This is a genomic window from Marinobacter sp. LV10MA510-1, assembly GCF_002563885.1.
GTDB lineage: Bacteria > Pseudomonadota > Gammaproteobacteria > Pseudomonadales > Oleiphilaceae > Marinobacter.
Window position 1 is genome coordinate 614,552 of sequence record NZ_PDJA01000001.1, and the last position, 25,507, is coordinate 640,058.

The following is a 25,507-nucleotide window of genomic DNA, read 5'->3' on the forward strand; positions in this document are numbered from 1 at the left end:
AAGGTTTAGAAGGCTGCTTTCCAATCGGACTGAATGAGCAGGGTATCCAATGAAAACAACGAATAAGTTACCTCTGGACATGATTTACCACTGGGAGGCCACCATAGGGGACTCCTTATACTTGACCCAGCCGACAGGAAACGGCCAGGTTGACGAGTTTACCTGGCGCCGTGCAGCCGACGAGGCCCGGCGCATGGCTGCGTACCTGAAATCGCTGGATTTGCCCGCGGGCAGCAGTATTGGACTGATTTCGAAAAATTGTGCCCACTGGGTGATGGCAGACTGGGCAATCTGGATGTCGGGTTACGTGTCTGTGCCCATTTACCCGACGCTGAACGCGACCACGGTTGGCTACATCCTTGAACACTCCGAGTGCAAGGCGCTGTTCGTTGGCAAGCTGGACGACTGGGACATGATGAAACCCGGTGTGCCAGAAACCCTGCACTGCATTTCGTTTCCATCCAGCCCGCCCACGAGCTTTGTGACCTGGAACGACATTATTCGCGACACGGCGCCGCTGGAAGGCAAGGTGAAGCGCGAAGCCGATGAACTGGCAACGCTGGTCTATACGTCTGGCAGCACCGGCCAGCCCAAAGGCGTTATGTTGAGCTTTGCGAACATGGCGTTTGCGGCTGAAGGTGTCACTCAGACTCTGGGGCTTTCACCCAACGAGCGCATGCTGTCTTATCTGCCGCTGGCACACGTGTTTGAACGTGCTTTTGTGGAGTTCGGCTCGCTGTATAACGGCTTTCAACTGTTCTTTGCTGAATCCATGGATACTTTCGTGGCCGATGTTCAACGCGCGCAGCCCACGCTGTTTTTGTCTGTGCCCCGGCTGTGGGTGAAATTCCAGCACGGCGTACTGAAGAAACTGCCGCAGAAAAAACTCAACCTGCTGTTAAAAATCCCACTGGTTAGCGGTGTCATTAAGAAAAAGATTCTCAATGGCCTGGGGCTTGGTAAGGTGAAATTGGCGGGCAGCGGGTCTGCGCCGCTGTCTAATGATGTGCTGGGCTGGTATCGCAACCTTGGGCTGGAATTGCTGGAAGGTTATGGCATGTCCGAGAACCTGGCCTATTCCCATATGAGCAAACCGGGGCGCTCGCGAATTGGCTATGTTGGCGAGGCCTTGCCCGGTGTGGAAGTGCGCATCAATGACAACGGCGAAGTACTGATAAAAAGCCCGGCCACCATGATGGGGTACTTCAAGGATGAAGAACGCACTCGCGAAACCATGAGCGAAGACGGCTTTTTGAAAACCGGTGATAAGGGCGAGCTGGACGAGATGGGGCGCCTGAAACTAACCGGCCGTACCAAAGAGATGTTCAAAACCAGTAAAGGCAAGTACATTGCCCCGGCGGCTTTGGAAAACCGACTGATGGCAAATCAAAACATTGAGATGGTGTGTGTTTCCGGCGCCAATCAGACCAATCCGTTTGCACTGGTGCTGCTCAATGAAAATTTGCGGCCGCAGATGGCAGACCCGGAAGTGCGCAAAACCGTTGAAGCAGAACTAAACAGCCTGCGCGATCAGGTAAATCGTGCGGTAGACCCACATGAGAAACTGGCGTTCATTGCGGTGGTTACGGATGAGTGGTCAATCGAAAACAGTTTTCTGACGCCTACTCTCAAGCTTAAACGTAACGTGGTTGAAGCGGCTTACGAAAGCGAGGTTGAAGGCTGGTATGCCGAGCGTAAAGCGGTGGTTTGGCACTAAACACCCGTGATTTTGTGAGAAGCCCGGCCATTGCCGGGCTTTTCTGTAAAAAACCAACGTTTATTGTGGGTATGCCGTTATAGGGGTGTCCCTGTTTTTTTTCAGGACTATGTTTTCAGGAGCATGGCATGTCGCGCCTCGCGCAGTTTCAAAATCGTATCAACCAGAATATTCCATTAACCAAGGCTATGGGCCTGCAATTGCTGGAGTGGGACGGCACGGCCTTGTTGTTGAGCGCTCCGCTTGCACCCAACAGTAATCACCAGGGCACGGGCTTTGGTGGCAGCCTCTACGGCGTTGGCGTATCGGCCGCCTGGAGCGTTGCTGAGCTGGCGCTGGCTGATCTTCAGCTGGAAGGCACGGTGGTGATACAAACGGGCACGATCGAATACAAGTCGCCGGTGGACGGGGATTTTTTTAGCGTATGCCGTTTGCCAGACGGCGAAATGCCGGACCACTTTCGAAAAAGCCTGGCCCGCCACGGCCGTGCCCGGCTGGAGCTAACAGCTGAGATTTTTTGCGGTGACCCCTCGCTGGAACCGCCGCAAGAGCCGGCGGCTGTTTTTAGGGGGCGCTTTGTGGTTTCTGACGTGCGCTCGCGAGCCGGATAGCGCGTGCTGAAAGCTTTTTAGGATAGCAAACCGCGTCAGTTCATGGCCCGCGAGTTAGAAATAGACCGGCTCATCAGAATAATGGGGATAATGCCGGCCACCACAATAATCAGCGCCGGCAATGCGCTGTGGAACAGCTTTTCGTCAGAGGCAAACTGGTACACGTAAGTTGCCAGGGTTTCAAAATTGAACGGCCGCAGAATCAGTGTGGCTGGCAGTTCCTTCATACAGTCTACAAACACCACCAACGCCGCTGTTATAAGAGTGCCCCGCAACATGGGCAGGTGAACTTTCACCAGAGTTTTGCCCGGCGTATGCCCCAAAGAGCGTGAAGCCATGTCCATACTTGGGGTGATTTTCTGCAGGGCGCTTTCCACGCTGCCAGCGGACACCGCCAAAAACCGCACGGTGTAAGCAAATATCAGTGCAAACGCTGAACCGCTAAGCAGTAGGCCACTGCTGAAACCGAAGTAATCGCGCATCAGACTGTCTAGCCAGTTATCAAATCCTGCCAATGGCACAATCACACCAACCGCAAGCACGGCGCCGGGCATGGCGTAGCCCAGGCTCGACAGCCGCATTAGCACCTGCATGCCACGGGTGTTATGCAGTCGGCGGCTGTAGGCCAGGGTTACGCCAATAACCAGCGTGGTGAGCGCTGCAGCGCTAGACAGGAAAAGACTGTTTAGGGTGTTTTGAATAAAATCCGGGTTCCAGCTCTCGCTGAAATATTCGATGGCGTAGGTAGCCAGAGTGGCACCCGGAATGGCAAAGCCCAGCAAAACCGGAATACCACACACCGCCACACAGACCATCTGGCGTGGAAACGACATGGTGAAACGGCGGATAGGCTCGCGGTTGTCGCGGGCGGCGAACTGCTGTTGGCGGCGGCGGGAATAGCGCTCGAGGGTAACCAGCACCAGTACAAATATCAGCATGACGCTGGCAATCTGTGCGGCGCCGCCAAGATTGCCCAGGTTCATCCAGGTATCAAACAGGCCGGTCGTGAGGGTTTGCACGGCGAAGAAGTCGACGGTGCCGAAATCGTTGAGGGTTTCCATCATCACCAGTGACAAGCCAACGGCAATCGCCGGGCGGGCAATGGGCAGCACCACGCGGAAAAATGTACTGATTGCCGAGTGGCCGAGGCTGCGGCTAACCGCGAACAACGACGGTGACTGCTCCAGAAACGCGGCGCGGGCTAGCAGGTACACATAAGGGTAGAGCACCAAACCGATCATCAGGATGGCGCCCTCCAGGCTGCGGATTTCGGGAAACCAGTAATCCGCCGCGCTGGTCCAGCCAAACACGGCGCGCAAGGTGGTTTGCACAGGCCCGGCATAGTCCAGCAGGCTGGTGTACACATAGGCAATAACGTAAGCCGGTACGGCGAAAGGCAGCAGCATGGCCCACTCGAAATATTTGCGGCCGGGAAACTCGCACATGGTGACGGCCCAGGCGCTGGACAAGCCAATACCCAGGGCGAGTATGCCTACGCCCAACATCAGTTTGAGGGTGGTTAACAGGTAGCGCGGCAGAGTAGTGCTCATCAGGTGCGGCCAGATGTTCTCGTCTGGAAAAAACGCCAAGTAAATAACGGCAAGCACAGGTAGAGCAACAATGGCGGTAATCAGTGCTGCGGCAATCAGCCAGCGTTTGGATGTGCGTTTGATTTGCAGCGGTTGGGCCAGTGCAATATGGGCGCTGGTGGCAGCTTCAGACATGCGAATCCTTCTGATTCAGCCCGATACAGTGGCTGAAAGACAATGAACCATTGATGAAGATTGGTTCAAAATGATGATGAAAAGGATTCGGATTTTAGACAGCTAGGGGCTGGCCTGCAAGCAAGCAAGCGGCAGAAAGTTCCTGCCGCTTGCTGCTTTTCAGTCAAACGGGCTTATTCGCCGTCAAAATCTACGCGGTCGACCAGTTTCACAGCTGCGTTGCGATTGTCAGCAATTTTCTGCAGTGAAAGGGAGTCCGGATTGATTTCGCCCCACTCGGCAACCATACCAACAGGCTTCACATTCGGGTTGGCCGGGTACTCTGCGTTTGCTTCAGCGTAGATGCGTTGGGCTTCTGCAGAAGACAGGAACTCCATCAGTTTAATGGCGTTGTCTTTGTTCGGTGCGCTTTTGGTCAGTGCAATGCTGCTGATATTGATATGGGTACCACGGCCATCGGCGTTGGGAAATACCAGGTTCACAGTTTTCGCGGCTTCACGTTCGTTATCATCTTGCAGCATGTTGCCGTAGTAGTAGCTGTTACCAATGGCAACGTCACACACGCCGGCTGCAATGGCCTTGATTTGATCGCGGTCGCCACCTTGGGGTTTGCGTGCCAGGTTGTCTTTCACGCCTGCCAGCCACTTTTCGGTGTCTGCTTCACCGTGGTGAGCAATCATCGAAGAAATTAGAGCGATGTTGTAAGGATGCTTGCCGCTGCGGGTACAAATGCGGTTGTTCCATTTTTCGTCTGCCAGATCTTCGTAGGTGGTTATTGCGCCTTCTTCAACGCGGTCTTTGGAGGTGTAGATCAAACGGCCACGGGTTGTCAGTGCGAACCACTGGCCATCTGGGTGGCGCAGGTTTTCCGGGATGTTCTTGTTCAGAATTTCATTGTCAGTAATGCCCTGCAGCAGGTTACGCTCAACAAGTTCGTCGATGCGAGAAATGTCGACGGTCATCACCAGGTCGGCGGGGCTATTACGACCTTCGCGGTCCAGACGCTCGGCCAGGCCTTGCTTGGCGAATACCACGTTGGATTCGATACCGGTCTCTTTTTCGAACGCGTTCAGCAGAGGATCCAGCAGGTAAGCCTGGCGGTAGGAGTAGATGTTCACTTCGCCGTCAGCAAACGCGGCCATGGGCATGGCGGTCAGGGCAATGGCAGCTGTGGCAGCAAGTTTCAATCGCATAATGGCAACCTCGGTTGGGAGTGTGATTCTGTCAGGCTTTGGTGAATGACTATTAACAACGCCAACCATTCTCATTTGTATTACCCGAATAGTCAATACTGTCTGTCTATACTTTGAGAAATTTGGTGGTATTCTTTATGGAAACAACAGCCTTCAGCCTTGGTGTGGATTTTATGACCCCAGATGACCGCCGCATACACCTGCGTACCGCCATGAGTGCGACTGTGAAAGTTGAGCATGAAACCCTGGGCAACTTTGTGTTTGGTACCCGCGACATATCTGACGGCGGCGTGTTTATTGCGATTGAAGATCAAAAATTTGCCCCTCAACTTGGGGACAAAGTGACCGTTCAAGTGCAGGGCTTGCCGATAGAGGCTCCGATTTTGCACATGATGGTGCGGCGTAAAACCTCTGAGGGTTACGGTTTACAGTTTGCCGACAGCAACCCATAACGGTTAATATTCCTGCCCGATTAAGCCTGTCGTGCGCTTTAACAAGCGATGCGGCACGCAGTCTATAAAAAGTGACGCAGTATCCAGTCACGCAGTTCCCGCATTCAGCCTCATGTTTTTCTGTCAGGAATGTCTATGGCGTACGCTCTGGAAATTCAGGGCCTGACCAAAACCTATGGCAATGGTTTTCAGGCTCTTAAAAGTATTGACCTCAAAGTGGCCGAAGGCGACTTTTTTGCGTTGTTAGGCCCCAACGGCGCCGGCAAATCCACCATCCTGGGGGTGGTGTCATCGCTGGTGAATAAATCCGCCGGGCAGGTGCGAGTGTTTGGCCATGATTTGGACACCGAGCTGTCGGCGGCCAAGCTTAACCTGGGCGTGGTGCCCCAGGAGTTTAACTTTAACCAGTTTGAAAAAGTGCTGGATATTGTGACCACCCAGGCCGGCTATTACGGTATTCCGTTAAAGCAGGCTCTGATCTCTGCCGAGAAATACCTGAAACAGCTTGGGCTATGGGAAAAGCGCAATACTCCGTCGCGCACGCTGTCTGGCGGCATGAAGCGGCGCCTGATGATTGCCCGTGCGCTGGTGCACGAACCGCGCCTGTTGATTCTGGACGAACCCACCGCGGGCGTGGATATTGAGCTGCGCCGTTCTATGTGGACGTTTCTGCAAGAAATGAACCGCAATGGCACCACCATTATTCTGACGACCCATTACCTGGAAGAAGCCGAAGCACTGTGCCGCAACATCGCCATTATTGATCACGGCCAGATCCTGCGAAACACCAGCAAGCGCGAGTTACTGCAGCAACTGAGTGTGGAAACCTTTGTACTGGATCTTGCCGGTGGTCATCAACAGCTGCCCGAGCTTGACGGTTATGTTTGCCGCTTTGATAAAGACGGTGCTTTGGAAGTGGATGTGCAAAAAGGGTCCGGTTTGAATCAGGTTTTTGTGCAGCTGCAACAGCAGGGCATCGAGGTAGAAAGCATGCGCACCAAAGCGAACCGCCTGGAAGAGCTATTTGTTCGCATGGTTGAAGCCAACGCCGACAACAGTGACAACGATCCGAAGGCGCAGTTATGAACTCGTACGCTCTGTGGACCGCGTTTTATACCATTCTGAGTCGTGAAATTCGCCGCTTTACCCGCATCTGGCCGCAAACCCTGTTGCCGCCGGCGGTCACCATGACCCTGTATTTTATTATTTTTGGCAATCTGATTGGTTCCCGCATCGGTAAGATGGACGGCTTCGACTACATGCAGTTTATTACGCCGGGCCTGATTATGCTGGCGGTTATTACCAGTTCCTACGGCAACGTGGTGTCGTCGTTTTTCTCGATGAAGTTTCAGCACAGTATTGAAGAGCTGCTGGTAGCGCCGGTGCCAAACTGGGTGATTCTGGCCGGCTACGTGTGCGGAGGTATGGCTCGCGGCCTGGGCATCGGAGTGGTTGTGACGGTGGTATCGCTGGCGTTTACCCACTTGCAAATTCACAACCTGCTGATGGTCGTGGTTACGGTGTTTCTGACCTCAGCGCTGTTTTCCCTGGGCGGTTTTATCAACGCCATGCTGGCAACAAAATTCGATGATATTTCCATTGTGCCCACCTTCATCCTGACACCGCTGACCTACCTGGGCGGCGTTTTTTATAGCATTAATCTGTTGCCGGACGTTTGGCGCGTGGTGTCTATGGCCAACCCGATTCTGTACATGGTGAATGGCTTTCGCTACGGCATTCTGGGTGTGTCCGACGTGAATCCGTTTGTGTCTCTGGGTATGATTCTGCTGTTTATTGTGGTGTTGGCGGCGGTTGCATTGAACCTGTTGCGCCGTGGCAAAGGCATTCGTAACTGATTCAGGAAACTTTATGGCACTTGATAATGCGCCGCTGGGGAAAACCAGCGAATACCCGGATGCCTATGACCCCGGCCAGCTGTTTCCGATTCCGCGGCTGCACAACCGCCAGCGTATAGGCCTGGAAGACGGCCGCTGGCCCTGGTTTGGCGGGGACCTATGGCAGGCATGGGAAGTTTCATGGCTGCGCCCAAGTGGCGTGCCGGTGGTGGCTTGGGCGGAAATCGAGTTTCCGGCAGAATCGCCGCAGCTGGTTGAGTCAAAATCGCTGAAGCTGTATCTGAATTCACTGAACCAGACCGTGTACGCCAGTGCTGAGCGGGTTTGCGAAGTGATTGTTGCAGACCTGTCGTCAGCGTGTGGCGCCGCGGTTCGGGTGACCCTGCACAGCGTAGATGAAGGCGCTCTGGCCCAGGGGCGGCCGCAGGAATATCAGCTGATTGATGACGAGGCCCTGGTTGATGTGGTTTACGACTATGCGCCAGAGTCCCTTGTAACCGGTACAGAGATCGTCAACGAAAAGCTGTGCTCACACCTGTTGAAGAGCAATTGCCCGGTAACCGGACAGCCAGACTGGGGTTCGGTATTAATTGACTATACCGGGCCGAAACTGGATCGGGTTGGCCTGTTGCGTTACATAGTGAGCTTTCGCCAGAAGCAGGATTTTCACGAGCACTGCGTAGAAACGCTGTTCACGGATCTGATGCGCCATTGTAAGCCGCAGGCGTTGACTGTAACCGCCCGTTATACTCGTCGCGGCGGTCTGGATATTAATCCGTGGCGCAGCACCAGCGCTGATGCCAATTCAGGCCCGCGGCTTATACGGCAGTAGCTTTTTATGAGTCGCGTTTGCGCTTGTCAGTCCCGCTGATGGCGCAAGCGGCTAGAGGCTTCGTCTAACGCCCGCAGTATGGCGATCCGGTCGTTTTCGTTTACTTTTGCGGAATCCAGATACAGGGTAAAACCACTGTGCTCGTGTTCCAGAAAGCTGCGGTTGCGGCCCAGGTCGCAGCGGTAATCGATCACCTGATACACCGCAATGGGCCTGCTGAAGCCTTTAACCGTTACCTCGCCCTTGTCGCGGCACATAATGCTGTCTTTAATCAGCGAAAAGGCTTCGTGGGTTACCAGAATCTCACCGGGCTGCGCCAGATGCTCCAGCCGGCTGGCGAGGTTCACTTCCTTGCCAATGATGGTGTAATCCATGCGATTCTCGGCGCCAAAGTTGCCAACGGTGGCATAGCCGGTGCTGATGCCCATACGAATCTGCAGCGGGGTTTTGATGCCTTTGCTGCGCCAGTTCTGGCGCAGTATTTTCATGTGTTTGCGCATGTCGATGGCCATAGACACGCAGGCCAACGTATCCGCCCGTTGACCACGGCTGGTGGGGTCGCCAAAAAAGATCATGATGGAGTCGCCCACAAACTTGTCAATGGTGCCGCCGTGCTTGAGGGCAATTTGCGACATTTCATTGAAGTAGTGGTTTAACACATCGGTCAAGGCTTCCGGCTCCATTTCTTCCGACAGCTCGGTAAAGCCCTGAATGTCTGAAAAAAACACCGCCAGTTTTTTGCGCTGGGTTTCCAGGCGTACATCCCGCTGGCCGGTAAAGATGGTTTGCCATACCTGCGGCGACATGTACTTTGACAATTTTTGCGATAGTGCGATGGACTGTTCGCGCTGGGTTTGAATCAATAACGTGGCGTGGCGTGGCGTGGCGTGGCGTAGGGCTTTGGCTTGCTGATGGGAAAACAGAGCGGTTGCGCAAATGTAAACACCGGCTACGATCACCGCCAGTAAATCTGCAAGGGGGGGTAGGGTGATGGCATGGTCAGGGTTGAATAGAAAGAATATGGCCAGCGCCGACCCAGAAAGTATCAGGCTACCCTTTGCCCATTGCTTTAAGCCTCCCACCATAAAGCAGGTGAACATCACCATTAACGCAATGGTGGCGGCGGATATGCTTGCCAGCCCCAGGCTACCGATAAACGCCCCGGAAATGGCGCAATCTATTAGCAACAAATTTTGACCAACAGTGGTTGAGTTCCGCTTGCGGGCATCCAGGGAAAACAGCTGGGCCAGGTGTGGCCAAACCAAGGCAAACCCTGCCATGCCAAAAAGCCACTCTGAGTGAAGCCTACCCACAGCAGCTGCGACCACAATCACGGCGACGGCGGCGTAACCCAGTGTGCGGCCAAGATAAGCGGGCATGATGGACACGGTGTTCACCGGTGTTTCCACAGCGATGTCCATAACGCTAGCGGGGGTTGTTCCGGTAACGGGAATGTTGGCAGATGCTCTGCTCATTTCAGAATCGAATCCTTCCTGTCAGCATGTCTTTGAACATAACCCAATCGCCCATCAAGCTATACAGAGGGTGGTGGAATGTAGCGGGGCGATTTTTCTCAAAGCCGAAATGGCCAATCCAGGCGAAGCCATATCCGATCACCGGCAGAGCCAGCAGCCAAAGTAGATTGCCAGACACGGCCACCCAGGCTATGACGGCCAGCACCAGTGAACTGCCAATAAAGTGCAATCGCCTACAGGTTCGGTTGCGGTGCTCATTTAAGTAAAAAGGGTAGAATTCGGCAAAGCTGCGAAAGGTTTTTGGTGCACTCACGGTAGCCTCCATGTAGCTTTATAGTTGTTGGTTTTACAAGAGGGCATTCAGCCTAACAGCAATATTCGATTGTCACCATTGAGTGCTATAACAAGGCTTTATTTTAACACCTGACAGGATTATATGACGGCTATCAGCGATTTTATTCTTGCCCGAAGCTCTGAGCCCCGGCTGCAGGCACCGGCACCGGGGCCAGACGTTCTGGCGCAGGCTTTTGCCTGCGCGGCGCGAGCGCCAGATCATGGCCTGTTGCGGCCCTGGCGTTACCTGGTGGTGGAAGGCGAAGGCCTTGAGCGCCTGGGCGATTTGTTTGCAGACACCTACGATCCGGAAGCCGATGAAAAAGTCCTGGCAAAGCTTCGTAAAGCGCCGCTTCGGGCACCCATGGTGATTATTGCGATTGCGTCACCGGTTGAGCACCCGAAAATTCCGGCCAGCGAGCAAGTTTTGTCCGCTGCAGCGGGCACCACGTTGCTGGAGCTGGCGCTTCAGGATGCGGGCTTCGGTGTTATGTGGCGAACTGGGTCGCCGGCTTATAATCCGGCGGTTACACGGGCGTTGGGTTTGAGCGAGCAGGAATCGGTGATTGGCTTTATTTACACGGGCAGCGTTGTTTGTGCCAAGCCTGCGGTGCCACGTCTTGAGCCGGGGGCGTTTGTGTCGCGCTGGCCGCAGTAGCCAGCGCTTATTGATTCTTTGAATTACGTTTTAGAGCACTGTTCAGAGCACTGTTCAGAGTGCTGTTGAGAATACTGTTGAGAATACTGTTGAGAGTATCCTTCAGAGTTCGTTCAGTAGCTCCAGCGTGCAGGCCAGGCGCTGGGGCGCTGAATCCATTTCCAGAATCTCCTGCATGAGCTCAGGCTCGAAATGCACCACGCCAAACAGCGCCAAGCTGAACTGGCCGTCGGTTTTTGCCTGCCATTCTTCTGATTCCGCCAGTTGTTTTACCGATTTCCGAATCGTCGGGTCGCCGTGGCCCAGACCAACCAACCGGTGCAGAATTTTATCCCGCAATTCGGCGCATTCGCGGGTTTCACTGTCGCTGAGCGGTTGGTCATTAAACTCCGCGCAGTCATAGATTTGATAAGGTAACTGCTGAAGCTGCTGGTCCAGCCGGTAGCGCTGCTGTATGTGCACGTTCAGCAGCAGGCGACCGTCTTCCATGGTTTCCAGAAGCTCACAACGGCCGGCACTGAACACGTCATAGGGGCGATAGGTGGCCTGATTAGAGCTTAGCGCCTGCTCCAGAGACTCTGCCTGTTTGCCTGGGCTTAACTGTTTTTCGGTGTGGCAGATGGCCAATAGGGTGTCGGTTTCCAGGCAGTGCTGAATCATCGCGCGGTAGCGCGGTTCAAACACGTGCAGCGGGAACACAGTGCCGGGGAAGGTGACGCACCCGGGAATAGGGAAGATGCAGATTTTGGCCACGGGCTTGCTCCATGATGGTTTGCGGAAAGTGGTCAATGAAAGGTGGTCAATGGAATCAACGTTTACACACTTTACGCTGCCGCTGCGCTAACTGCTCACATCCGGGCGGCAAAACCGCTGTGATGGGTGAGCGCCTTGAGGGCAGTTGCTTGCCGTTTTTTTGCAGTTGCGTAGGGATCACGTTGTTTGAAACGCCCAATGTCGGCGTTATTTAGGGGTGTTTCGCCGTTCAAAGCCTAAAAACAGCGCTGCAATCCCGTAAAGACAAAAATTTTCGCAGTTTTCACCATTCTGGCATCGCACTTGCTTTTAACTCTTCATACACCTGAAACCGGCAATCTTTCGTTAACCGCCGGCACAGAATTGCGGAGGCAGTATGGCAATCACATTCGACAGTGCACTGGGTATTCACCAATACGCCCTTCAGGCACGGGTTCAGCGCGCAGAAATTCTGGCCAATAATCTTGCCAACGCTGACACCCCGGGCTTCAAGGCCCGTGATATCGACTTCCAGGCGATAATGAAGCAAGCGCAGAGTAACGCCAGCGGCTTCGGCATGAACACCACCAACAGCGGCCATATAACCGAAGGTGGCGGTGCGCCCGGCTCTTTAAGCGACAATGATTTGTTGTATCGCACACCGCATCAGCCTTCGGTAGACGGCAATACGGTAGACGCCCAGCAAGAACAGAGCCGCTTTATGCGCAACGCCATGGACTACCAGGCCAGCTTTCAGTTCCTTAGCAGCAAATTCAGCGGGATTAGCAAAGCGCTGACAGGCCAGTAAGCCGCAGTCAACACGGTGAACACAGGAGATTTTTATGTCACTGGGTAACATTTTCGACATCGCCGGTTCCGGTATGACTGCGCAATCGCTGCGGCTAAACACCACAGCTTCTAACATTGCCAACGCCGAAACCGCCAGTTCCAGCACCGGTGAAACCTACCGCGCCCGTAAGCCGGTGTTTGCGGCGGTTCAGCAGTCGCTGTTAAACGGCAATCAGCCGGCGTTCGGTTCCGGGGCAGAAGGCGGTGCCGGTGTGCGGGTGGAAGGCATAGTCGAAAGCGATGCCGATCTGCAGATGCGCTACGAGCCCAACCACCCGGCTGCTAGCGAAGACGGCTATGTGTACTACCCCAATGTAAATGTGGCAGAAGAAATGGCCGACATGATGTCTTCTTCCCGCAGCTTCCAGATGAATGTAGACATCATGAACACTGCCAAGTCGATGATGCAGCGCATTTTGACTCTGGGCCAGAACTAACAGGCGGTAATCAATCATGAGTGCAGTAAACGCAAGCCAGGCAACGGATGTCCTAAGCCAGTATCAGCTGAAACAGCAGTCGGCAAGCGGCAAAGGTGAGCTGGGCAAAAATGAATTCATGGAGCTGATGCTGGCCCAGTTGAAGAATCAGAACCCGCTGGATCCGCAAGACAACGGCGAATTTATTTCCCAACTGGCGCAGTTCAGTTCGCTGGAAGAAATGCAGAAGTTGTCTGGCAACGTGGACAGCGTGATCGGTGAATTCCGTTCTACCCAGGCTCTGCAGGCCTCCGCCATGGTTGGCAAAACCGTGTTGGTGGAGTCGGATTTGGCGATGCTGGGTGCCAGCGGCGAGGTTAACGGAACCGTCGATGTGCCTGCCTCAACCGGCGGCGTACAGGTGTCGATATTGAACGGGGCGGGCGAGTTGGTGCGGCAGATGGAATTGGGCGGCAAGCCCGCTGGTTCTGCCAAGTTCACCTGGGACGGTAAAGACGGCAACGGCAGTGCTGTGCCGCAAGGATCTTATTATACAGTGGCTTCCGGGTCCTATCCCGGTGGTTCGCAGCAGCTGGGCACCATGATGAGCGCAAACGTCGACAGCGTATCTTTGGGTAAAGGTGGCTCTATTTCTCTGAATCTTGCGGGCATGGGTTCTATTGACTTGTCGCAAGTTCAACAAATTAATTAATACCGGCGTCAGCAGGGGTGAATCATGGCATTTAACACAGGATTAAGCGGCCTCCGGGCGGCGGCGGTAGACTTGGACGTAACCGGCAATAACATTGCAAACGCCAGTACAGTGGGCTTCAAAGGCAGCCGCGTGCAGTTTGGAGACTTATACGCCAATGGCTTTCTAAGCTCTGGCAGTGCTCCAGTTGGCGACGGGGTGGGTGTGCAAAGCGTTAAACAGTCCTTTGGCCAGGGCAACATCAGCTTTACCGATAATGGGCTAGACCTTGCCATCGACGGTGACGGCTTTTTCGTGCTGAACAACGGCGGGGAGCTGCGATATTCCCGCGCCGGCCAGTTTGGGACCGACAAAGACGGCTTTGTAGTGAATAATCAGAATATGCGGGTGCAAGGCGACATTGCTGACGCCGCCGGCAACTTGTCAGGCAGAACGGATGACCTGCAAATTTCCAGCGATAACTTGTCGCCACGGGGAACCAGCAGTCTGCGGACAGACCTCAATCTGGATGCGCGGGAGCAGGCGCTTGTCGAGACTGAGTTCAACCCGCTAAATCCGAGCACCTATAACCACGTTACCGCGACTACCATCTTCGACAGTCTGGGCAATCCCCACGAGGCCACTCAGTTTTACACTAAACGGGACTCATTAGGTTCTCAGAGCAATTGGTTGTTACACCTGCAAATAGATGGCGAGCTGGTGGGTGGTGCAGCTGCTCCCCCAGCGACTCCCCCAACGACTCCGCCTACTTACTATCCCTATACCTTAGCGTTTGACGAAGGCGGAGCTCTTATATCTGCCAATGGTGATCCCGATGGCGTAATTTCAATCGATAACTGGGAGCCAAAAGATGGGAATAGAGGCGCTAATGGCGCGGCTATTTTGGGCGACGCGATATTTACACTGGATCTGGGGCGCACCACTCAATATGGCGCCAACTTCGGCGTAAATGATCAGCGCCAAGATGGTTATACCACCGGCCGGCTGTCGGGGCTGGATGTGACGCAGGAAGGCGTCATTTTTGCCCGTTACACCAACGGCCAGTCAAAATCGTTAGGGCAGGTGGCTATGGCCAGCTTTACCAATACTGACGGCCTGTCACCAGCAGGTGACACCGGCTGGGTGGAAACCTTCGAATCCGGCCAGGCGGTTATTGGCAGGCCCGACACCGGAACCTTGGGGGCGATTCAGTCCAGCTCTATTGAAGAATCCAACGTAGACCTGTCTGCGGAACTGGTGAACCTGATTATTGCTCAGCGCAATTATCAGGCAAATGCCAAAACCATTGAAACCTCGGATGCGGTCACCCAGACCATCATCAACCTGAGGTAAGCCGTCGAGCGCCCGCCAGGGTGCTTTTAACAGAGCCGGGCCAGATACGGCCCGGTTCTGTTTACTCCTGAGCTTTTCTTATTTCGTTGCCACTAAAACTGGCACGACTCCTGCTTTAAGACTGGTAACAGTCAAATATCCGGCAGGAGTCTTCCCCATGGACAAAGCCCTTTATATCGGAATGTCCGGTGCCAAGCAGAACATGCTGGCCCAGCGCGCCCACGCTAACAACTTGGCTAACGTGACCACCACCGGTTTCAAAAAAGACTTCGCCCAGGCCCGCAGTATGCCGGTGTATGGCGGGCATCACCCTACACGCGCCTACGCCATGACTGAGCGCCCGGGTACCGATTTGTCTTCGGGTGCACTGATGGAAACCGGGCGGAAACTGGATGTGGCGATTGAGGGCGACAGCTGGCTGGCGGTGCAAAACAACTTGGGTGAAGAAGTGTTCACTCGCAGTGGCTCCTTGCAGATAGATGTTAATGGCCTGCTGCGATTGGCTAACGGTGAAATGGTGCTGGGCAATGGTGGCCCGGTGGCTTTGCCGCCTTTTGATAACGTTGAGATTGGTGCCGACGGCACCGTGTCTGTTGTTCCGGTGGGTGGCCCTCCCGATCAGTTGGTGGAGGTGGATCGGCTCAAGCTGGTAACGCCGCCGCCACAGGCACTGGAAAAAGGCCCGGATGGCTTCATACGTCGCAAGCCTGATCAGGCGCTTGGTGGTGGTGAACCGGCCGATGCCAACGCCCGGGTATCCAGTGGCTTTCTGGAAAGCTCTAACGTAAACGCGGTGGCAGAAATGATTTCCAATCTGCAGCTTTCACGGCAGTACGAAATGCAGGTAAAAGTAATGAGCACCGCCAAAGAAAATTCTGAAGCAGCGGCACGGCTATTGCAGAACCTTTGATAGCACGGGTATCAAAACTTGAAACAACACGCCGGCGGGCGGGAAAGCGGCAAGATTTCGCCGCCATCCACAACCGCCTGACGGTAGGGAGCGATAAAAATGCATCCAGCATTATGGGTCAGTAAAACCGGGTTAAGCGCGCAGGACACTAACATGTCCACTATCTCTAACAACCTGGCGAACGTGAACACCACCGGTTTCAAACGCGACCGCGCGGTGTTTCAAGATCTGCTGTATCAGGTGAAACGCCAACCCGGTGGTTTGAACACGCAGAATACCGAACTGCCCTCCGGGTTGCAGTTGGGTACCGGTGTGCGGGTTGTGGGCACCGCCAAACAGTTTACCCAAGGCAACTTGCAGATCACCGAGCAGCCACTGGATATGGCGGTTAACGGTCGCGGCTTCTTGCAGGTGCAATTGCCAGACGGGCAAACCGCCTATACCCGCGACGGTCAGTTTCAGCTGAATTCCGATGGTGATGTTGTAAACCCCGAGGGCAACGCCCTGCAGCCCAACATCAACATTCCGGCAAACGCCACGAACGTGACCATTGGTCGCGATGGCACTGTAACCGCTGTCACCGATGACCAGGCCGCTCCCATCAACCTTGGCCAGATAACCCTGGTGGACTTTATTAACCCGCAGGGTCTGCAGGCGATTGGTAATAACCTGTTCAAGCAGACCAACGCGAGTGGCGACCCAGCCGAAGGTGAACCGGGCCTGGCCGGGCTGGGCTCGCTGGAGCAGGGCTCTATTGAGTCTTCCAACGTGGAAGTGGTGGAAGAGCTGGTGAATATGATTACCACCCAGCGCGCCTACGAAATGAACTCGAAAGTCGTATCGACTGTTGACCAGATGCTGCAGTTCATCACCAACAATATTGGTTAATGCCGGTGGTTGCCGGCCAGAGGTTTCGCTATGACAGCTAACACCGTTTTTTTACAGTTCCGCCGCAGCGCCAGCGTTGCGTTGGTTCTGGTGCTGGCGGTGCTTCAGGGTTGCACTGCCATGAGCCGGCCCCGTGCCATGCCAGATGACCCGGAATACGCTCCGGTGCGGGCCCAGGCGATGATGCAGCGCGATCTCGAAACCGGTTCTATTTACCAGATTAGCCGCAATTACAATTTTTACGGCGACACAGTGGCGCTCAACGTGGGCGATGTGCTTACGGTGACCTTGAACGAGTCTACCCGCGCCAGTAAAAACGCGGAAACCAGTATCTCGAAGGACAGTGACATCAGCCTGACCGAGCCCAACATATTTGGTAGAAACAAGCTGGGGCTGGCAACGGCTATCGAGCAACAGCGAGATTTTCAGGGTGCCGCCGAGGCCGATCAAAGCAACAGCCTGGCCGGCAGCATTACCGTGACCGTCACCGAAGTACTGCCTAACGGCGTGTTGCGCATTCGTGGCGAGAAGTGGCTGTCGCTGACCAATGGCGAAGAATACATTCGCCTGACAGGTTTGGTGCGGCCCCAGGATATCAAGCCGGACAACACTCTGGCGTCTAACCGCATTGCCGATGCCCGCATTGCTTACGGTGGCACCGGTGACTTTGACCAAGCCAACCAGATGGGCTGGATGGGGCGTTTCTTCAACAGCGAATGGTGGCCTCTGTGAACCTTTCCAAAGTGGTTCTGTGTAAAACGACTGTGCGCAAATGTTTGGCAATAGCATTAATGGCGTTAATGGTGGCTTCGCCGGTGATGGCTGACAGGCTTAAGGATTTGGCCCGCATCAAAGGCGTGCGTGACAACCAGCTGGTGGGTTATGGCCTGGTGGTTGGCTTGGCCGGCAGCGGCGACAAAGCGCCATTTACCAACCAGACCTTCCGTAACATGATGAACCAGTTTGGCGTCACTCTGCCGGAAGGCGTTGATCCAAAGCTGGCGAACGTCGCTGCGGTTACGGTGAACGCCACCATTCCGGCGTTTGCCAAGCCCGGTCAGAAGATCGATATTACCGTGTCGTCTATTGGCAACGCCAAAAGCTTGCGCGGCGGCATTCTGCTGATGACCACGCTGAAAGGCGCTGATGGCAACGTGTATGCGCTTGCGCAAGGTAGCCTGATTGTCAGTGGCTTTGGCGCTGAAGGGCTGGACGGCTCGCGTATTACCGTTAACATTCCCAGCGCCGGCCGCATCCCCAACGGCGCCACCGTCGAGCGCGAAGTGGCTTCGCCGTTTAACCGGGGCGATACCATTACGTTTAATCTGTTGCGTTCAGACTTCACCACCGCCCGTCGGGTTGTTGAAGCCATCAACGGCAACCTGGGCCCGGATATGGCTTACGCCCACGACGCCACCTCTGTTTCTGTGCGCGCCCCGCGGGATGCTTCCCAGCGAGTCAGCTTTCTGTCGATTCTGGAAAATATTGAAGTGAATCCGGCTGAAGCCGCCGCCAAGGTGGTGATCAACAGCCGCACCGGCACCATTGTGGTGGGCCAAAATGTGAAGGTCAGCGCGGCCGCGGTTACCCATGGCAGCCTGACGGTGATTATTCAGGAAAACCCAAATGTTGTGCAGCCTAATCCGTTAGCGGCTGGCAACACCGAAGTGGTGCAAGACTCTCAGATTACGGTGACCGAAGACCCGGCTCGCATGTTCAAGTTTGGCCCTGCGGTCACCTTGAACGAGATAGTTCAGGCGGTAAACCAGGTGGGTGCGGCTCCGGGTGACGTAATGGCGGTACTGACAGCGTTAAAACAGGCCGGTGCACTGCGCGCCGAGCTGATTATTATTTAGAGTAGCAGGGGCAGAGCGATGCAGGACTATCGGATTCAACAGGCCAATGTCTACACCGACTTCGAAGGCCTGAACGCGCTGAAAACCCAGGCCCGTACCGACAAAGAGTCGGCACTGCGGGAAGTGGCGCGGCAATTTGAAAGCCTGTTTCTGGCGGAAATGCTCAAGTCTATGCGCAAAGCCGGTGATGTGATGGCGGAAGGCAACTACCTGAACACCAACGAAAGCAAGGCGTATCGGGATATGTTCGACAACCAGATAAGCCTGTCGATGTCTGGCAATCAGGGCACCGGCCTGGCGGACGCTTTGGTGCGCCAGCTCAGCCCGCAAGTACCCGGTATGAGATCTGACGGTAGCCCGCTGGCCGACCAAAAAGCGACGTTGGCCGATTACGATCGCAGTGTGCCGCCTTTGTCACCACGGTTGCCAGCGGAAGTTAAAAACGTTCAACAGCTGGCCGAAGCCCTGCCGGTTATGACGGATGGCGGCAGTGACAACGCGCCGCCACCTGCGCGCTTCGAGTCTCCTGAGCAATTCGTGCAAACACTGCTGCCTATAGCAGAACGCATCGCCAAAGACAGCGGCATTAACCCACGGTTTATGGTGGCTCAGGCTGCACTTGAAACCGGTTGGGGCAAACACATGATTGAAGGGAAGGGCGACAGCTCCACCCCGGTTCCCAGTTATAACCTGTTTGGCATTAAGGCTGACCAGCGCTGGCAGGGTGATTCGGTTGCCATTACCACCACTGAATTCCGCGAAGGCGTACCGATGAAAGAGCAGGCGGAGTTCCGCGCCTATGCCGATTACGAGGCCAGCCTGCGGGACTACGTTGATTTTCTGGAGTCTAACCCGCGCTATCGGGACGTGTTGGCCGTGGCGGACAAACCAGCCCAGTTTGCTGAAAAACTGCAGCAGGCCGGTTACGCCACCGATCCGAATTACGCTGAGAAAATTCGCAGCATCATGAACCGTGATTCTCTGATGACGGTTTCCATGGGCCAAGCTGAGGCCGGGGAGTAAACGCAATGGCAGGATTACTGGGCATTGGTTTAAGCGGCATACTCGGGAGCCAGGCGGCGCTGAACACCACCGCTAATAACATCACCAACGCCAACACACCGGGTTATAGCCGCCAGGACGTGCAGTTTGGTGCTCAGACACCGCAGCGTACCGGCGCCGGCAGTATTGGCACCGGCGTCAATGTGGAAAACATTCGCCGCCTGGCAAATGAATACCTGACGCAGCAAATCCGTGAGGATTCCAGCCTGGAGGGCGAGCAACGAACCCTGAACAACGAGCTAAGCCGGTTGGATAACCTGCTGGGCGGCGAGTCTACGGGCCTCAGCAAAGCCTTGAACAACTTTTTCGCCAGTCTGCAGAACGCCGCTGAAGACCCTACTTCATTGCCCCAACGCCAGCTCGTATTGAGTGAAGGCCAGCAAGTGGTAAACCGCTTTTCTGCGCTCAATGAAAAGTTTATTCAGCAGCGCGAATCGGTCAAAACTCAGATGCAGCAGGGTGCTAAAGACGCCAACGCGCTGATTGCCAGCATTGCCGATCTGAACTCGGCGATATCCCAATCCCCCGGCCTTGCCCAGGGCAGAATGCCCAACGATCTGCTGGACCAGCGTGATGAAAAACTACGCCAGCTGTCGGAATTGGTCAGTATTAAAGTAAGCCCAACCGAAGGCGCTCAGGTGAATGTCACCCTGAACAACGGCCAGGGCTTGGTTATAGGCAACATCGCTGCCGAACTGGGCACTCGCCGCAGTGCCTCTGACCCGTTAATGCTGGAGTTTACGCTGGGCAGTAGTGGTCGGGTTGCCAACGTTGACAGCCAGATTGACGGTGGAAAGCTGGGCGGCCTGCGCCACTTTCAGCAACAGGCATTAACGCCGGCGTTTGACGAGCTTGGCCGTATTGCCATCGCGCTGGCCGATACCGTGAACAGCCAGCATCAGATGGGTATGGACTTGGAAGGTGAGTTGGGAGGGTTGTTTTTTAAGGACTTCAATAGTGAGGCGTTAACGCGCAATGGGGCCGCTGACATTGCCATGCAGGTTCGGCGCGAAGAAGATTTGGCGTTTGCTAGCCCGATTCGCGCTGAAGGCGGTCTAGGCAATAAAGGTACCGGAGTCATTAGCCAGGGCACCATGCTGCCGCTTCGTGATCCGATTGCCAATGAGCCGTCACCGGATTTTCCTGGCTTGGATGAGTTAGCAAACGAGCCTCTGGTTGTGGAGTTTTCAAAGAACAATGAAGGTGAGCTGCGTTATACTGTCAGCCGAAAATACGAAAAAAATACCGATGATGATGATGTCGTTGTTGTTGCCAGTACTCTTTTTGAACCCGGCCAAGGCCTGTTTAGTGACAATCCGTCAGACGAGGATGCTTATCAAAGCTTTCAGTTTAACGTGACTGGGCAGCCTGTGGCTGGTGACAGCTTCGAAATTCAGTTCAACAAAAACGGCGTATCTGACAACCGCAACGCCGAGTTTCTGGCGTCATTCGGCACAAAAAACACACTGAACAACGGCAGTCAGAGTTTCGCCGAGGGCTACGCCGGGCTGGTGGAAAATGTGGGTGTGCAAACCCGCCAAAGTCAGCTGGATTTGGAGGCGGGAAAAACCCTGCTGGAGCAGTCGTTCAATCAGCGCGAGTCTGTTTCCGGGGTGAATCTGGATCAAGAGGCCGGCAAATTAATTCAGTACCAGGCCGCTTACAACGCGTCGGCCAAGGTGATTACTGTTGCACAGGATCTGTTCAACACATTGCTGCAAACCTTCCGCTAAAACGGGCAAGGTTCAAAAAGGTAATGCGAGATGATTAGAATATCTTCACAACAAATCTTTTCCGGCGGCATCAATCGGCTGCAGGATCTGAGCGCGCAGCTGAACAAAACCGATGAGCAAATTGCCACCGGCAAGCGCGTTAACCGACCGTCAGACGACCCGGTTGCGGCGGCGCGTATTCTGAAGCTGGATCAGGAAGTGAAGCGCATCGAAACCTACGAGCGCAACGCGCAACTGGCCAATAACCGGCTGGGCCAAGAAGAAAGTGCTATTTCCAGCTCCCTGGACATTCTGCAGCGCGTGCGTGAGTTGACGGTGCAGGCAGGTAACGGCTCGCTGTCGGCCAACGATCGCCTGTCTATAAGCTCGGAAATGAAAGAACGTTTGGAGCAGTTGGCGCAAATGGCCAACACCCAGGACGCTTCTGGCGAATATATTTTCAGCGGTTTTCAAGGGGGCACACCGGCCTTCGCTAACGAAGGTGACGGCTGGACTTACCAAGGCGACGAAGGGCAACGGATGCTGGAAATTGATGACGGTGTCACCGTGGCGATCAGCGATCATGGTAAGGGTATTTTTGACCGTATTCCAGCGACGGCTAGTGCAACTACAGCGTCGGTTGTTGGGCGTATAAATAGTGTGAGCGTTATTAATCGGTCGGATTTACAGGCAGGCGGTCTCTCTACATTTAAGCTGCAAGTTGCAGCGCCAGCCGTGCCAGGAGATGAGCCAGATAAGCTGAATTTGCTGAACGCGGACGGCACTATAAATGCCACTATTTCTTTCACCCCCGGTGAGCCGGTCACCGTCAACGGTGTACAGTTCACGCTGACGGGTGCGGTGGAAGACGACGTATTCACCATCGAAACCAGCGCAAAGCAATCAGTCTTCAAAACCATAGAAAACCTGACCAGCGGCCTGGATAATCTGAGCAAAAGCGATGGCGCGGGTTCAGACGCTTACAACGACTTGATTGCCGGCTCCTTGTCCAACTTGGATAACGCTCAGGAAAGTTTTATTTTAAAACAGACCGAACTGGGTGGGCGGATGAATTCGGTGGAATCCACCCAGGCATTTCTGGAAGATTCCGCACTCTACAGCAAAGAGATTCGCTCGCAGCTGCAAGACCTTGATTACGCAGAGGCCATCAGTAGGTTGAGCTTTCAGAGCTTTGTATTGCAGGCGGCACAACAATCGTTTGCACGGGTATCTCAGCTGTCATTGTTTGACCGTTTGTAAATTATTGCCAGGATAGGGAAATTGTTCTGCTTTTGTTATTGATTTCAGGCTCAGCGTCAGTATAATTGCCCCTCTTCTGATGGCGGCGTGGTGGAATTGGTAGACACGACGGATTCAAAATCCGTTGCTAGTAATAGTGTGGCGGTTCGAGTCCGCCCGCCGCTACCATATATTTATAAGCCGCACCCTGCGGTTTCGTGCATAGTCCTTTTCATGAATGTCTCCGATTTTCGTTTTGACTTACCGGATGAGCTGATTGCCCGCTATCCGTTGAGTGAACGCTCTGCTTCCCGTCTATTTTGCCTTGATGGTCTGTCTGGCGATATTAATCATCGCCGTTTCACAGACCTCCCCGACCTTCTGCAGCCCGGTGATTTGCTGGTGTTTAACAACACCAAGGTGATTCCTGCGCGTCTATTCGGGAAAAAAGAAACCGGCGGCGCGGTAGAAATTCTGGTGGAGCGCATTACCGGCGATCAGCAGATGCTGGCCCACGTGCGCGCGTCCAAATCCCCCAAGCCCGGGCAACAGGTATTGTTGGAAGATGGGACCGCGTTGAACGTTATCGCCCGCGCCGATGCTTTGTTCGAGTTGCAGGCCGACGGCAGTGAATCACTGCTGGATATTCTTGATCGCCTGGGTCATATGCCCCTGCCACCTTATATTGACCGTGCGGATGAAGCGTCTGACCGAGAGCGTTACCAGACCGTATATGCCCGCGAGGCCGGTGCGGTTGCCGCGCCAACCGCTGGCCTTCATTTTGATGAAGCGCTGCTGCAGAAGCTGACAGCTATGGGCGTAGAAGCTACATTTGTAACCCTGCATGTGGGTGCTGGCACCTTTCAGCCGGTGCGGGTAGACAAACTGGAAGACCACGTAATGCACCACGAGCTGGCTCATGTGCGCCAGGACACGGTAGATGCCGTGGCCCGCACCCGCGCCCGCGGCGGCCGCGTGATTGCCGTGGGCACCACCTCGGTGCGTTCGCTGGAATCCGCCAGTCATCAAGGTAACCTGCGTCCGTTTGCCGGTGACACTGACATATTTATTTACCCCGGTTACAGCTTTCAGACCGTAGACGCACTGATTACCAATTTCCATTTACCCGAATCTACGCTGATCATGCTGGTCAGTGCCTTTGCCGGTTACGAACACGTGATGGGCGCCTATAAAGAAGCCGTGCGCGAAGAGTATCGTTTTTTTAGCTATGGCGACGCCATGTTCATTACCGGACAAGTGCCCAGTCGTGGCATGCTGCAGCACTCTGCAACGGAGCCGCAGGGCGGCCCCGAAACACAAGAATATCACGGAGAAACCCGGTGACTGACGCCTGTTTCATGAGTTTTGAAAAACTGGGTGAAGACGGCCGTGCGCGCCGTGGCCGCCTGACCTTTCCCCGCGGTGTGGTGGAAACGCCGGCGTTTATGCCCGTTGGCACCTACGGCACAGTGAAAGGCATGCTGCCCCGTGACATCAAGGAAATTGGCGCCCACATTATTTTGGGTAATACCTTCCACCTGATGCTGCGCCCGGGCACCGAAGTGATCAAAGCCCACGGCGACCTGCACGATTTTACCCAGTGGCAGGGGCCAATTTTGACTGACTCCGGTGGCTTTCAGGTGTTTAGCTTGGGCGAAACCAGCAAAATTATCGAGCAGGGCGTGATTTTTCGCTCGCCGGTGGATGGCTCGCCGGTGGAGCTGAACCCGGAAATTGCGATGCAGGTGCAGCGCGATCTGGGTGCGGACATTGTGATGATTTTTGACGAATGCACGCCTTACCCGGCCACCGAAAAAGAAGCCAAAGATTCCATGGAGTTGTCTTTGCGCTGGGCGGCCCGCAGCAAGAATGCCCATGAGGGCAATCGGGCGGCGCTGTTCGGCATTGTGCAGGGCGGAATGTACGAAAGCCTACGCAAGCAGTCCTTGGACGGCCTGACCAACATCGGTTTTGACGGTTACGCCATTGGCGGGCTGTCGGTGGGCGAGCCCAAAGAGGACATGATTCGTATTCTGGACGACTTGCCACCAAAAATGCCGGCGGACAAGCCCCGTTACCTGATGGGCGTAGGCCGCCCTGAGGATATTGTAGAGGCAGTGCGTCGCGGTGTGGATATGTTTGATTGCGTAATGCCTACCCGCAACGCCCGTAACGGGTATCTGTTTACCACTACCGGCACTGTTAAGATCCGCAACGCCAAAAACCGCCACGACACCGCGCCACTGGATGACAGCTGTGACTGTTACACCTGCCAGAACTTTTCCAGAAGTTATCTGCATCATCTGGATAAGTGTGGAGAAATGCTCGCTTCGCAGCTGAACACCATTCACAATTTACGCTATTACCAGAACTTGATGAGTGGATTGCGTGGGGCCATTGAAGCAGGTACATTGTGCAGCTTTGTAACCGAATTCTACGCCTTGCGCGGCGCAACTGCGCCCGAGCTTAGCGGCGCCTGAACCTGTTTTTCACACTTTATTATTCAATTAACGGAGAAAATGCATGAAATCGATCAAATTACTCGTTGCTGCACTGCTGGCACTGGCTCCTACGCTGGCAATGGCGCAGGACGCAGCCGGCGGTAGCATGGGCGTTATCGGGCAGGTTATCTTTTTTGCCGGCTTTATTTTGATTTTTTACTTCCTTATCTGGCGTCCGCAGTCCAAGCGCGCCAAAGAGCACAAGTCATTGATGTCTGGCCTGAACAAAGGCGACGAAGTGGTTACCTCTGGCGGTATGGTTGGCAAGATCACCAAGGTGTCTGATGACTTTATTGTTCTGGAAGTGGCCGACAACGTTTCAGTTCGTATTCAAAAAGTAGCGGTTTCCGGTGCTTTGCCAAAAGGCTCGTTGAAAGATATCTGAGCCGCGCCAAAGAACGTTCAGCCGGGCCTTTTAGCCCGGCTGGTTCTATCTGGCTGAAACAC

The 25,507-nt window shown here is 54.6% G+C and carries 26 protein-coding genes and 1 tRNA gene; 22 read left to right on the plus strand and 5 right to left on the minus strand.

Going from position 1 to position 25,507, the window contains the following annotated elements:
- The first annotated feature begins 49 nt into the window (after positions 1-49).
- Together ATI45_RS02945 and ATI45_RS02950 are read left to right on the plus strand one after the other, a co-directional pair.
- Positions 50-1,717, plus strand: a complete 1,668-nt coding sequence (locus ATI45_RS02945) for an AMP-binding protein (RefSeq protein WP_098418202.1) — start codon at positions 50-52, stop codon at positions 1,715-1,717.
- Positions 1,718-1,845: 128 nt separating this feature from the next.
- Positions 1,846-2,328, plus strand: a complete 483-nt coding sequence (locus tag ATI45_RS02950; RefSeq protein WP_098418203.1) for a thioesterase domain-containing protein — start codon at positions 1,846-1,848, stop codon at positions 2,326-2,328.
- 35 nt (positions 2,329-2,363) lie between these two features.
- On the opposite strand, the gene ATI45_RS02955 is transcribed toward ATI45_RS02950, so the two are convergent.
- Positions 2,364-4,052: an ABC transporter permease gene (locus ATI45_RS02955; RefSeq protein WP_098418204.1), complete on the minus strand. Its 1,689-nt coding sequence runs from the start codon at positions 4,050-4,052 to the stop codon at positions 2,364-2,366.
- Positions 4,053-4,225: 173 nt separating this feature from the next.
- A complete protein-coding gene (locus ATI45_RS02960; protein WP_098418205.1) occupies positions 4,226-5,245 on the minus strand; it encodes a Fe(3+) ABC transporter substrate-binding protein in 1,020 nt (339 codons plus the stop codon).
- A gap of 173 nt (positions 5,246-5,418) precedes the next feature.
- On the opposite strand from ATI45_RS02960, the gene ATI45_RS02965 reads away from it, so the two are divergent.
- From ATI45_RS02965 to queF, 4 genes are all read left to right on the plus strand, one after another.
- Positions 5,419-5,697 carry a PilZ domain-containing protein gene (locus ATI45_RS02965; protein WP_098421627.1) on the plus strand — a complete coding sequence of 93 codons (279 nt, stop codon included), beginning with the start codon at positions 5,419-5,421 and terminating at the stop codon, positions 5,695-5,697.
- Between the two features lie 135 nt (positions 5,698-5,832).
- On the plus strand, positions 5,833-6,783 hold the full coding sequence (locus ATI45_RS02970; RefSeq protein WP_098418206.1) for an ABC transporter ATP-binding protein: 951 nt from the start codon (positions 5,833-5,835) through the stop codon (positions 6,781-6,783).
- Positions 6,780-7,553, plus strand: a complete 774-nt coding sequence (locus ATI45_RS02975; protein ID WP_098418207.1) for an ABC transporter permease — start codon at positions 6,780-6,782, stop codon at positions 7,551-7,553. The genes ATI45_RS02970 and ATI45_RS02975 overlap by 4 nt, the downstream gene beginning before the upstream one ends.
- Positions 7,554-7,566: 13 nt before the next feature.
- Positions 7,567-8,385 carry an NADPH-dependent 7-cyano-7-deazaguanine reductase QueF gene (gene queF / locus ATI45_RS02980; protein ID WP_098418208.1) on the plus strand — a complete coding sequence of 273 codons (819 nt, stop codon included), beginning with the start codon at positions 7,567-7,569 and terminating at the stop codon, positions 8,383-8,385.
- Between the two features lie 26 nt (positions 8,386-8,411).
- Here the strand turns inward: queF and ATI45_RS02985 are convergent, their stop codons facing one another.
- On the minus strand, positions 8,412-9,860 hold the full coding sequence (locus tag ATI45_RS02985) for an adenylate/guanylate cyclase domain-containing protein (protein ID WP_098418209.1): 1,449 nt from the start codon (positions 9,858-9,860) through the stop codon (positions 8,412-8,414).
- Position 9,861: 1 nt separating this feature from the next.
- Positions 9,862-10,185, minus strand: coding sequence for a DUF962 domain-containing protein (locus ATI45_RS02990; protein ID WP_179888187.1), 324 nt, complete (start codon positions 10,183-10,185; stop codon positions 9,862-9,864).
- Positions 10,186-10,296: 111 nt separating this feature from the next.
- Here ATI45_RS02990 and ATI45_RS02995 point away from each other — a divergent pair, with 111 nt between their 5' ends.
- Positions 10,297-10,851, plus strand: coding sequence for a nitroreductase (locus ATI45_RS02995; RefSeq protein ID WP_098418211.1), 555 nt, complete (start codon positions 10,297-10,299; stop codon positions 10,849-10,851).
- Positions 10,852-10,953: 102 nt separating this feature from the next.
- Here ATI45_RS02995 and ATI45_RS03000 read toward each other — a convergent pair whose 3' ends face one another.
- Complete coding sequence (locus ATI45_RS03000; protein WP_098418212.1) at positions 10,954-11,604, minus strand: LON peptidase substrate-binding domain-containing protein; 651 nt, start codon at positions 11,602-11,604, stop codon at positions 10,954-10,956.
- A 376-nt stretch (positions 11,605-11,980) separates the two neighbouring features.
- On the opposite strand from ATI45_RS03000, the gene flgB reads away from it, so the two are divergent.
- From flgB to yajC, 15 genes are all read left to right on the plus strand, one after another.
- On the plus strand, positions 11,981-12,391 hold the full coding sequence (gene flgB, locus ATI45_RS03005; protein ID WP_098418213.1) for a flagellar basal body rod protein FlgB: 411 nt from the start codon (positions 11,981-11,983) through the stop codon (positions 12,389-12,391).
- A gap of 34 nt (positions 12,392-12,425) precedes the next feature.
- On the plus strand, positions 12,426-12,869 hold the full coding sequence (gene flgC / locus ATI45_RS03010) for a flagellar basal body rod protein FlgC (RefSeq protein ID WP_007352191.1): 444 nt from the start codon (positions 12,426-12,428) through the stop codon (positions 12,867-12,869).
- Positions 12,870-12,885: 16 nt separating this feature from the next.
- Positions 12,886-13,560, plus strand: a complete 675-nt coding sequence (locus ATI45_RS03015) for a flagellar hook assembly protein FlgD (RefSeq protein ID WP_098418214.1) — start codon at positions 12,886-12,888, stop codon at positions 13,558-13,560.
- 24 nt (positions 13,561-13,584) lie between these two features.
- A complete protein-coding gene (gene flgE, locus ATI45_RS03020; protein ID WP_098418215.1) occupies positions 13,585-14,892 on the plus strand; it encodes a flagellar hook protein FlgE in 1,308 nt (435 codons plus the stop codon).
- Between the two features lie 157 nt (positions 14,893-15,049).
- Positions 15,050-15,802 carry a flagellar basal body rod protein FlgF gene (locus ATI45_RS03025; protein ID WP_098418216.1) on the plus strand — a complete coding sequence of 251 codons (753 nt, stop codon included), beginning with the start codon at positions 15,050-15,052 and terminating at the stop codon, positions 15,800-15,802.
- A gap of 99 nt (positions 15,803-15,901) precedes the next feature.
- On the plus strand, positions 15,902-16,690 hold the full coding sequence (gene flgG / locus ATI45_RS03030) for a flagellar basal-body rod protein FlgG (RefSeq protein ID WP_098418217.1): 789 nt from the start codon (positions 15,902-15,904) through the stop codon (positions 16,688-16,690).
- Between the two features lie 30 nt (positions 16,691-16,720).
- On the plus strand, positions 16,721-17,422 hold the full coding sequence (gene flgH, locus ATI45_RS03035; RefSeq protein WP_098418218.1) for a flagellar basal body L-ring protein FlgH: 702 nt from the start codon (positions 16,721-16,723) through the stop codon (positions 17,420-17,422).
- A complete protein-coding gene (locus ATI45_RS03040; RefSeq protein WP_098418219.1) occupies positions 17,407-18,546 on the plus strand; it encodes a flagellar basal body P-ring protein FlgI in 1,140 nt (379 codons plus the stop codon). Before flgH ends, ATI45_RS03040 begins: the two co-directional genes overlap by 16 nt.
- Positions 18,547-18,564: 18 nt before the next feature.
- A complete protein-coding gene (flgJ, locus tag ATI45_RS03045; protein WP_098418220.1) occupies positions 18,565-19,569 on the plus strand; it encodes a flagellar assembly peptidoglycan hydrolase FlgJ in 1,005 nt (334 codons plus the stop codon).
- A 5-nt stretch (positions 19,570-19,574) separates the two neighbouring features.
- Positions 19,575-21,341, plus strand: a complete 1,767-nt coding sequence (flgK, locus tag ATI45_RS03050; protein WP_098418221.1) for a flagellar hook-associated protein FlgK — start codon at positions 19,575-19,577, stop codon at positions 21,339-21,341.
- A gap of 30 nt (positions 21,342-21,371) precedes the next feature.
- Positions 21,372-22,580: a flagellar hook-associated protein FlgL gene (gene flgL / locus ATI45_RS03055; protein WP_098418222.1), complete on the plus strand. Its 1,209-nt coding sequence runs from the start codon at positions 21,372-21,374 to the stop codon at positions 22,578-22,580.
- Positions 22,581-22,661: 81 nt separating this feature from the next.
- Positions 22,662-22,748, plus strand: a tRNA-Leu gene (locus ATI45_RS03060).
- A 45-nt stretch (positions 22,749-22,793) separates the two neighbouring features.
- Complete coding sequence (gene queA, locus ATI45_RS03065) at positions 22,794-23,903, plus strand: tRNA preQ1(34) S-adenosylmethionine ribosyltransferase-isomerase QueA (protein WP_098418223.1); 1,110 nt, start codon at positions 22,794-22,796, stop codon at positions 23,901-23,903.
- A 14-nt stretch (positions 23,904-23,917) separates the two neighbouring features.
- Entirely contained in the window at positions 23,918-25,039 is a 1,122-nt protein-coding gene (gene tgt, locus ATI45_RS03070) for a tRNA guanosine(34) transglycosylase Tgt (protein ID WP_098421628.1), read from the plus strand.
- Positions 25,040-25,082: 43 nt separating this feature from the next.
- The gene (gene yajC, locus ATI45_RS03075; protein ID WP_048385177.1) at positions 25,083-25,445 is read left to right on the plus strand and encodes a preprotein translocase subunit YajC; all 363 of its coding nucleotides are present in this window, start codon (positions 25,083-25,085) and stop codon (positions 25,443-25,445) included.
- The last annotated feature ends 62 nt before the right edge of the window (positions 25,446-25,507 follow it).

Bases quoted from the DNA above. Each gene is read 5' to 3' on its own strand.
- ATI45_RS02945 (WP_098418202.1), top strand. From the start codon at position 50: ATGAAAACAACGAATAAGTTACCTCTGGACATGATTTACCACTGGGAG.
- ATI45_RS02950 (WP_098418203.1), top strand. From the start codon at position 1,846: ATGTCGCGCCTCGCGCAGTTTCAAAATCGTATCAACCAGAATATTCCA.
- ATI45_RS02955 (WP_098418204.1), bottom strand. From the start codon at position 4,052: ATGTCTGAAGCTGCCACCAGCGCCCATATTGCACTGGCCCAACCGCTG.
- ATI45_RS02960 (WP_098418205.1), bottom strand. From the start codon at position 5,245: ATGCGATTGAAACTTGCTGCCACAGCTGCCATTGCCCTGACCGCCATG.
- ATI45_RS02965 (WP_098421627.1), top strand. From the start codon at position 5,419: ATGACCCCAGATGACCGCCGCATACACCTGCGTACCGCCATGAGTGCG.
- ATI45_RS02970 (WP_098418206.1), top strand. From the start codon at position 5,833: ATGGCGTACGCTCTGGAAATTCAGGGCCTGACCAAAACCTATGGCAAT.
- ATI45_RS02975 (WP_098418207.1), top strand. From the start codon at position 6,780: ATGAACTCGTACGCTCTGTGGACCGCGTTTTATACCATTCTGAGTCGT.
- queF (WP_098418208.1), top strand. From the start codon at position 7,567: ATGGCACTTGATAATGCGCCGCTGGGGAAAACCAGCGAATACCCGGAT.
- ATI45_RS02985 (WP_098418209.1), bottom strand. From the start codon at position 9,860: ATGAGCAGAGCATCTGCCAACATTCCCGTTACCGGAACAACCCCCGCT.
- ATI45_RS02990 (WP_179888187.1), bottom strand. From the start codon at position 10,185: ATGGAGGCTACCGTGAGTGCACCAAAAACCTTTCGCAGCTTTGCCGAA.
- ATI45_RS02995 (WP_098418211.1), top strand. From the start codon at position 10,297: ATGACGGCTATCAGCGATTTTATTCTTGCCCGAAGCTCTGAGCCCCGG.
- flgB (WP_098418213.1), top strand. From the start codon at position 11,981: ATGGCAATCACATTCGACAGTGCACTGGGTATTCACCAATACGCCCTT.
- flgC (WP_007352191.1), top strand. From the start codon at position 12,426: ATGTCACTGGGTAACATTTTCGACATCGCCGGTTCCGGTATGACTGCG.
- ATI45_RS03015 (WP_098418214.1), top strand. From the start codon at position 12,886: ATGAGTGCAGTAAACGCAAGCCAGGCAACGGATGTCCTAAGCCAGTAT.
- flgE (WP_098418215.1), top strand. From the start codon at position 13,585: ATGGCATTTAACACAGGATTAAGCGGCCTCCGGGCGGCGGCGGTAGAC.
- ATI45_RS03025 (WP_098418216.1), top strand. From the start codon at position 15,050: ATGGACAAAGCCCTTTATATCGGAATGTCCGGTGCCAAGCAGAACATG.
- flgG (WP_098418217.1), top strand. From the start codon at position 15,902: ATGCATCCAGCATTATGGGTCAGTAAAACCGGGTTAAGCGCGCAGGAC.
- flgH (WP_098418218.1), top strand. From the start codon at position 16,721: ATGACAGCTAACACCGTTTTTTTACAGTTCCGCCGCAGCGCCAGCGTT.
- ATI45_RS03040 (WP_098418219.1), top strand. From the start codon at position 17,407: ATGGTGGCCTCTGTGAACCTTTCCAAAGTGGTTCTGTGTAAAACGACT.
- flgJ (WP_098418220.1), top strand. From the start codon at position 18,565: ATGCAGGACTATCGGATTCAACAGGCCAATGTCTACACCGACTTCGAA.
- flgK (WP_098418221.1), top strand. From the start codon at position 19,575: ATGGCAGGATTACTGGGCATTGGTTTAAGCGGCATACTCGGGAGCCAG.
- flgL (WP_098418222.1), top strand. From the start codon at position 21,372: ATGATTAGAATATCTTCACAACAAATCTTTTCCGGCGGCATCAATCGG.
- queA (WP_098418223.1), top strand. From the start codon at position 22,794: ATGAATGTCTCCGATTTTCGTTTTGACTTACCGGATGAGCTGATTGCC.
- tgt (WP_098421628.1), top strand. From the start codon at position 23,918: ATGAGTTTTGAAAAACTGGGTGAAGACGGCCGTGCGCGCCGTGGCCGC.
- yajC (WP_048385177.1), top strand. From the start codon at position 25,083: ATGAAATCGATCAAATTACTCGTTGCTGCACTGCTGGCACTGGCTCCT.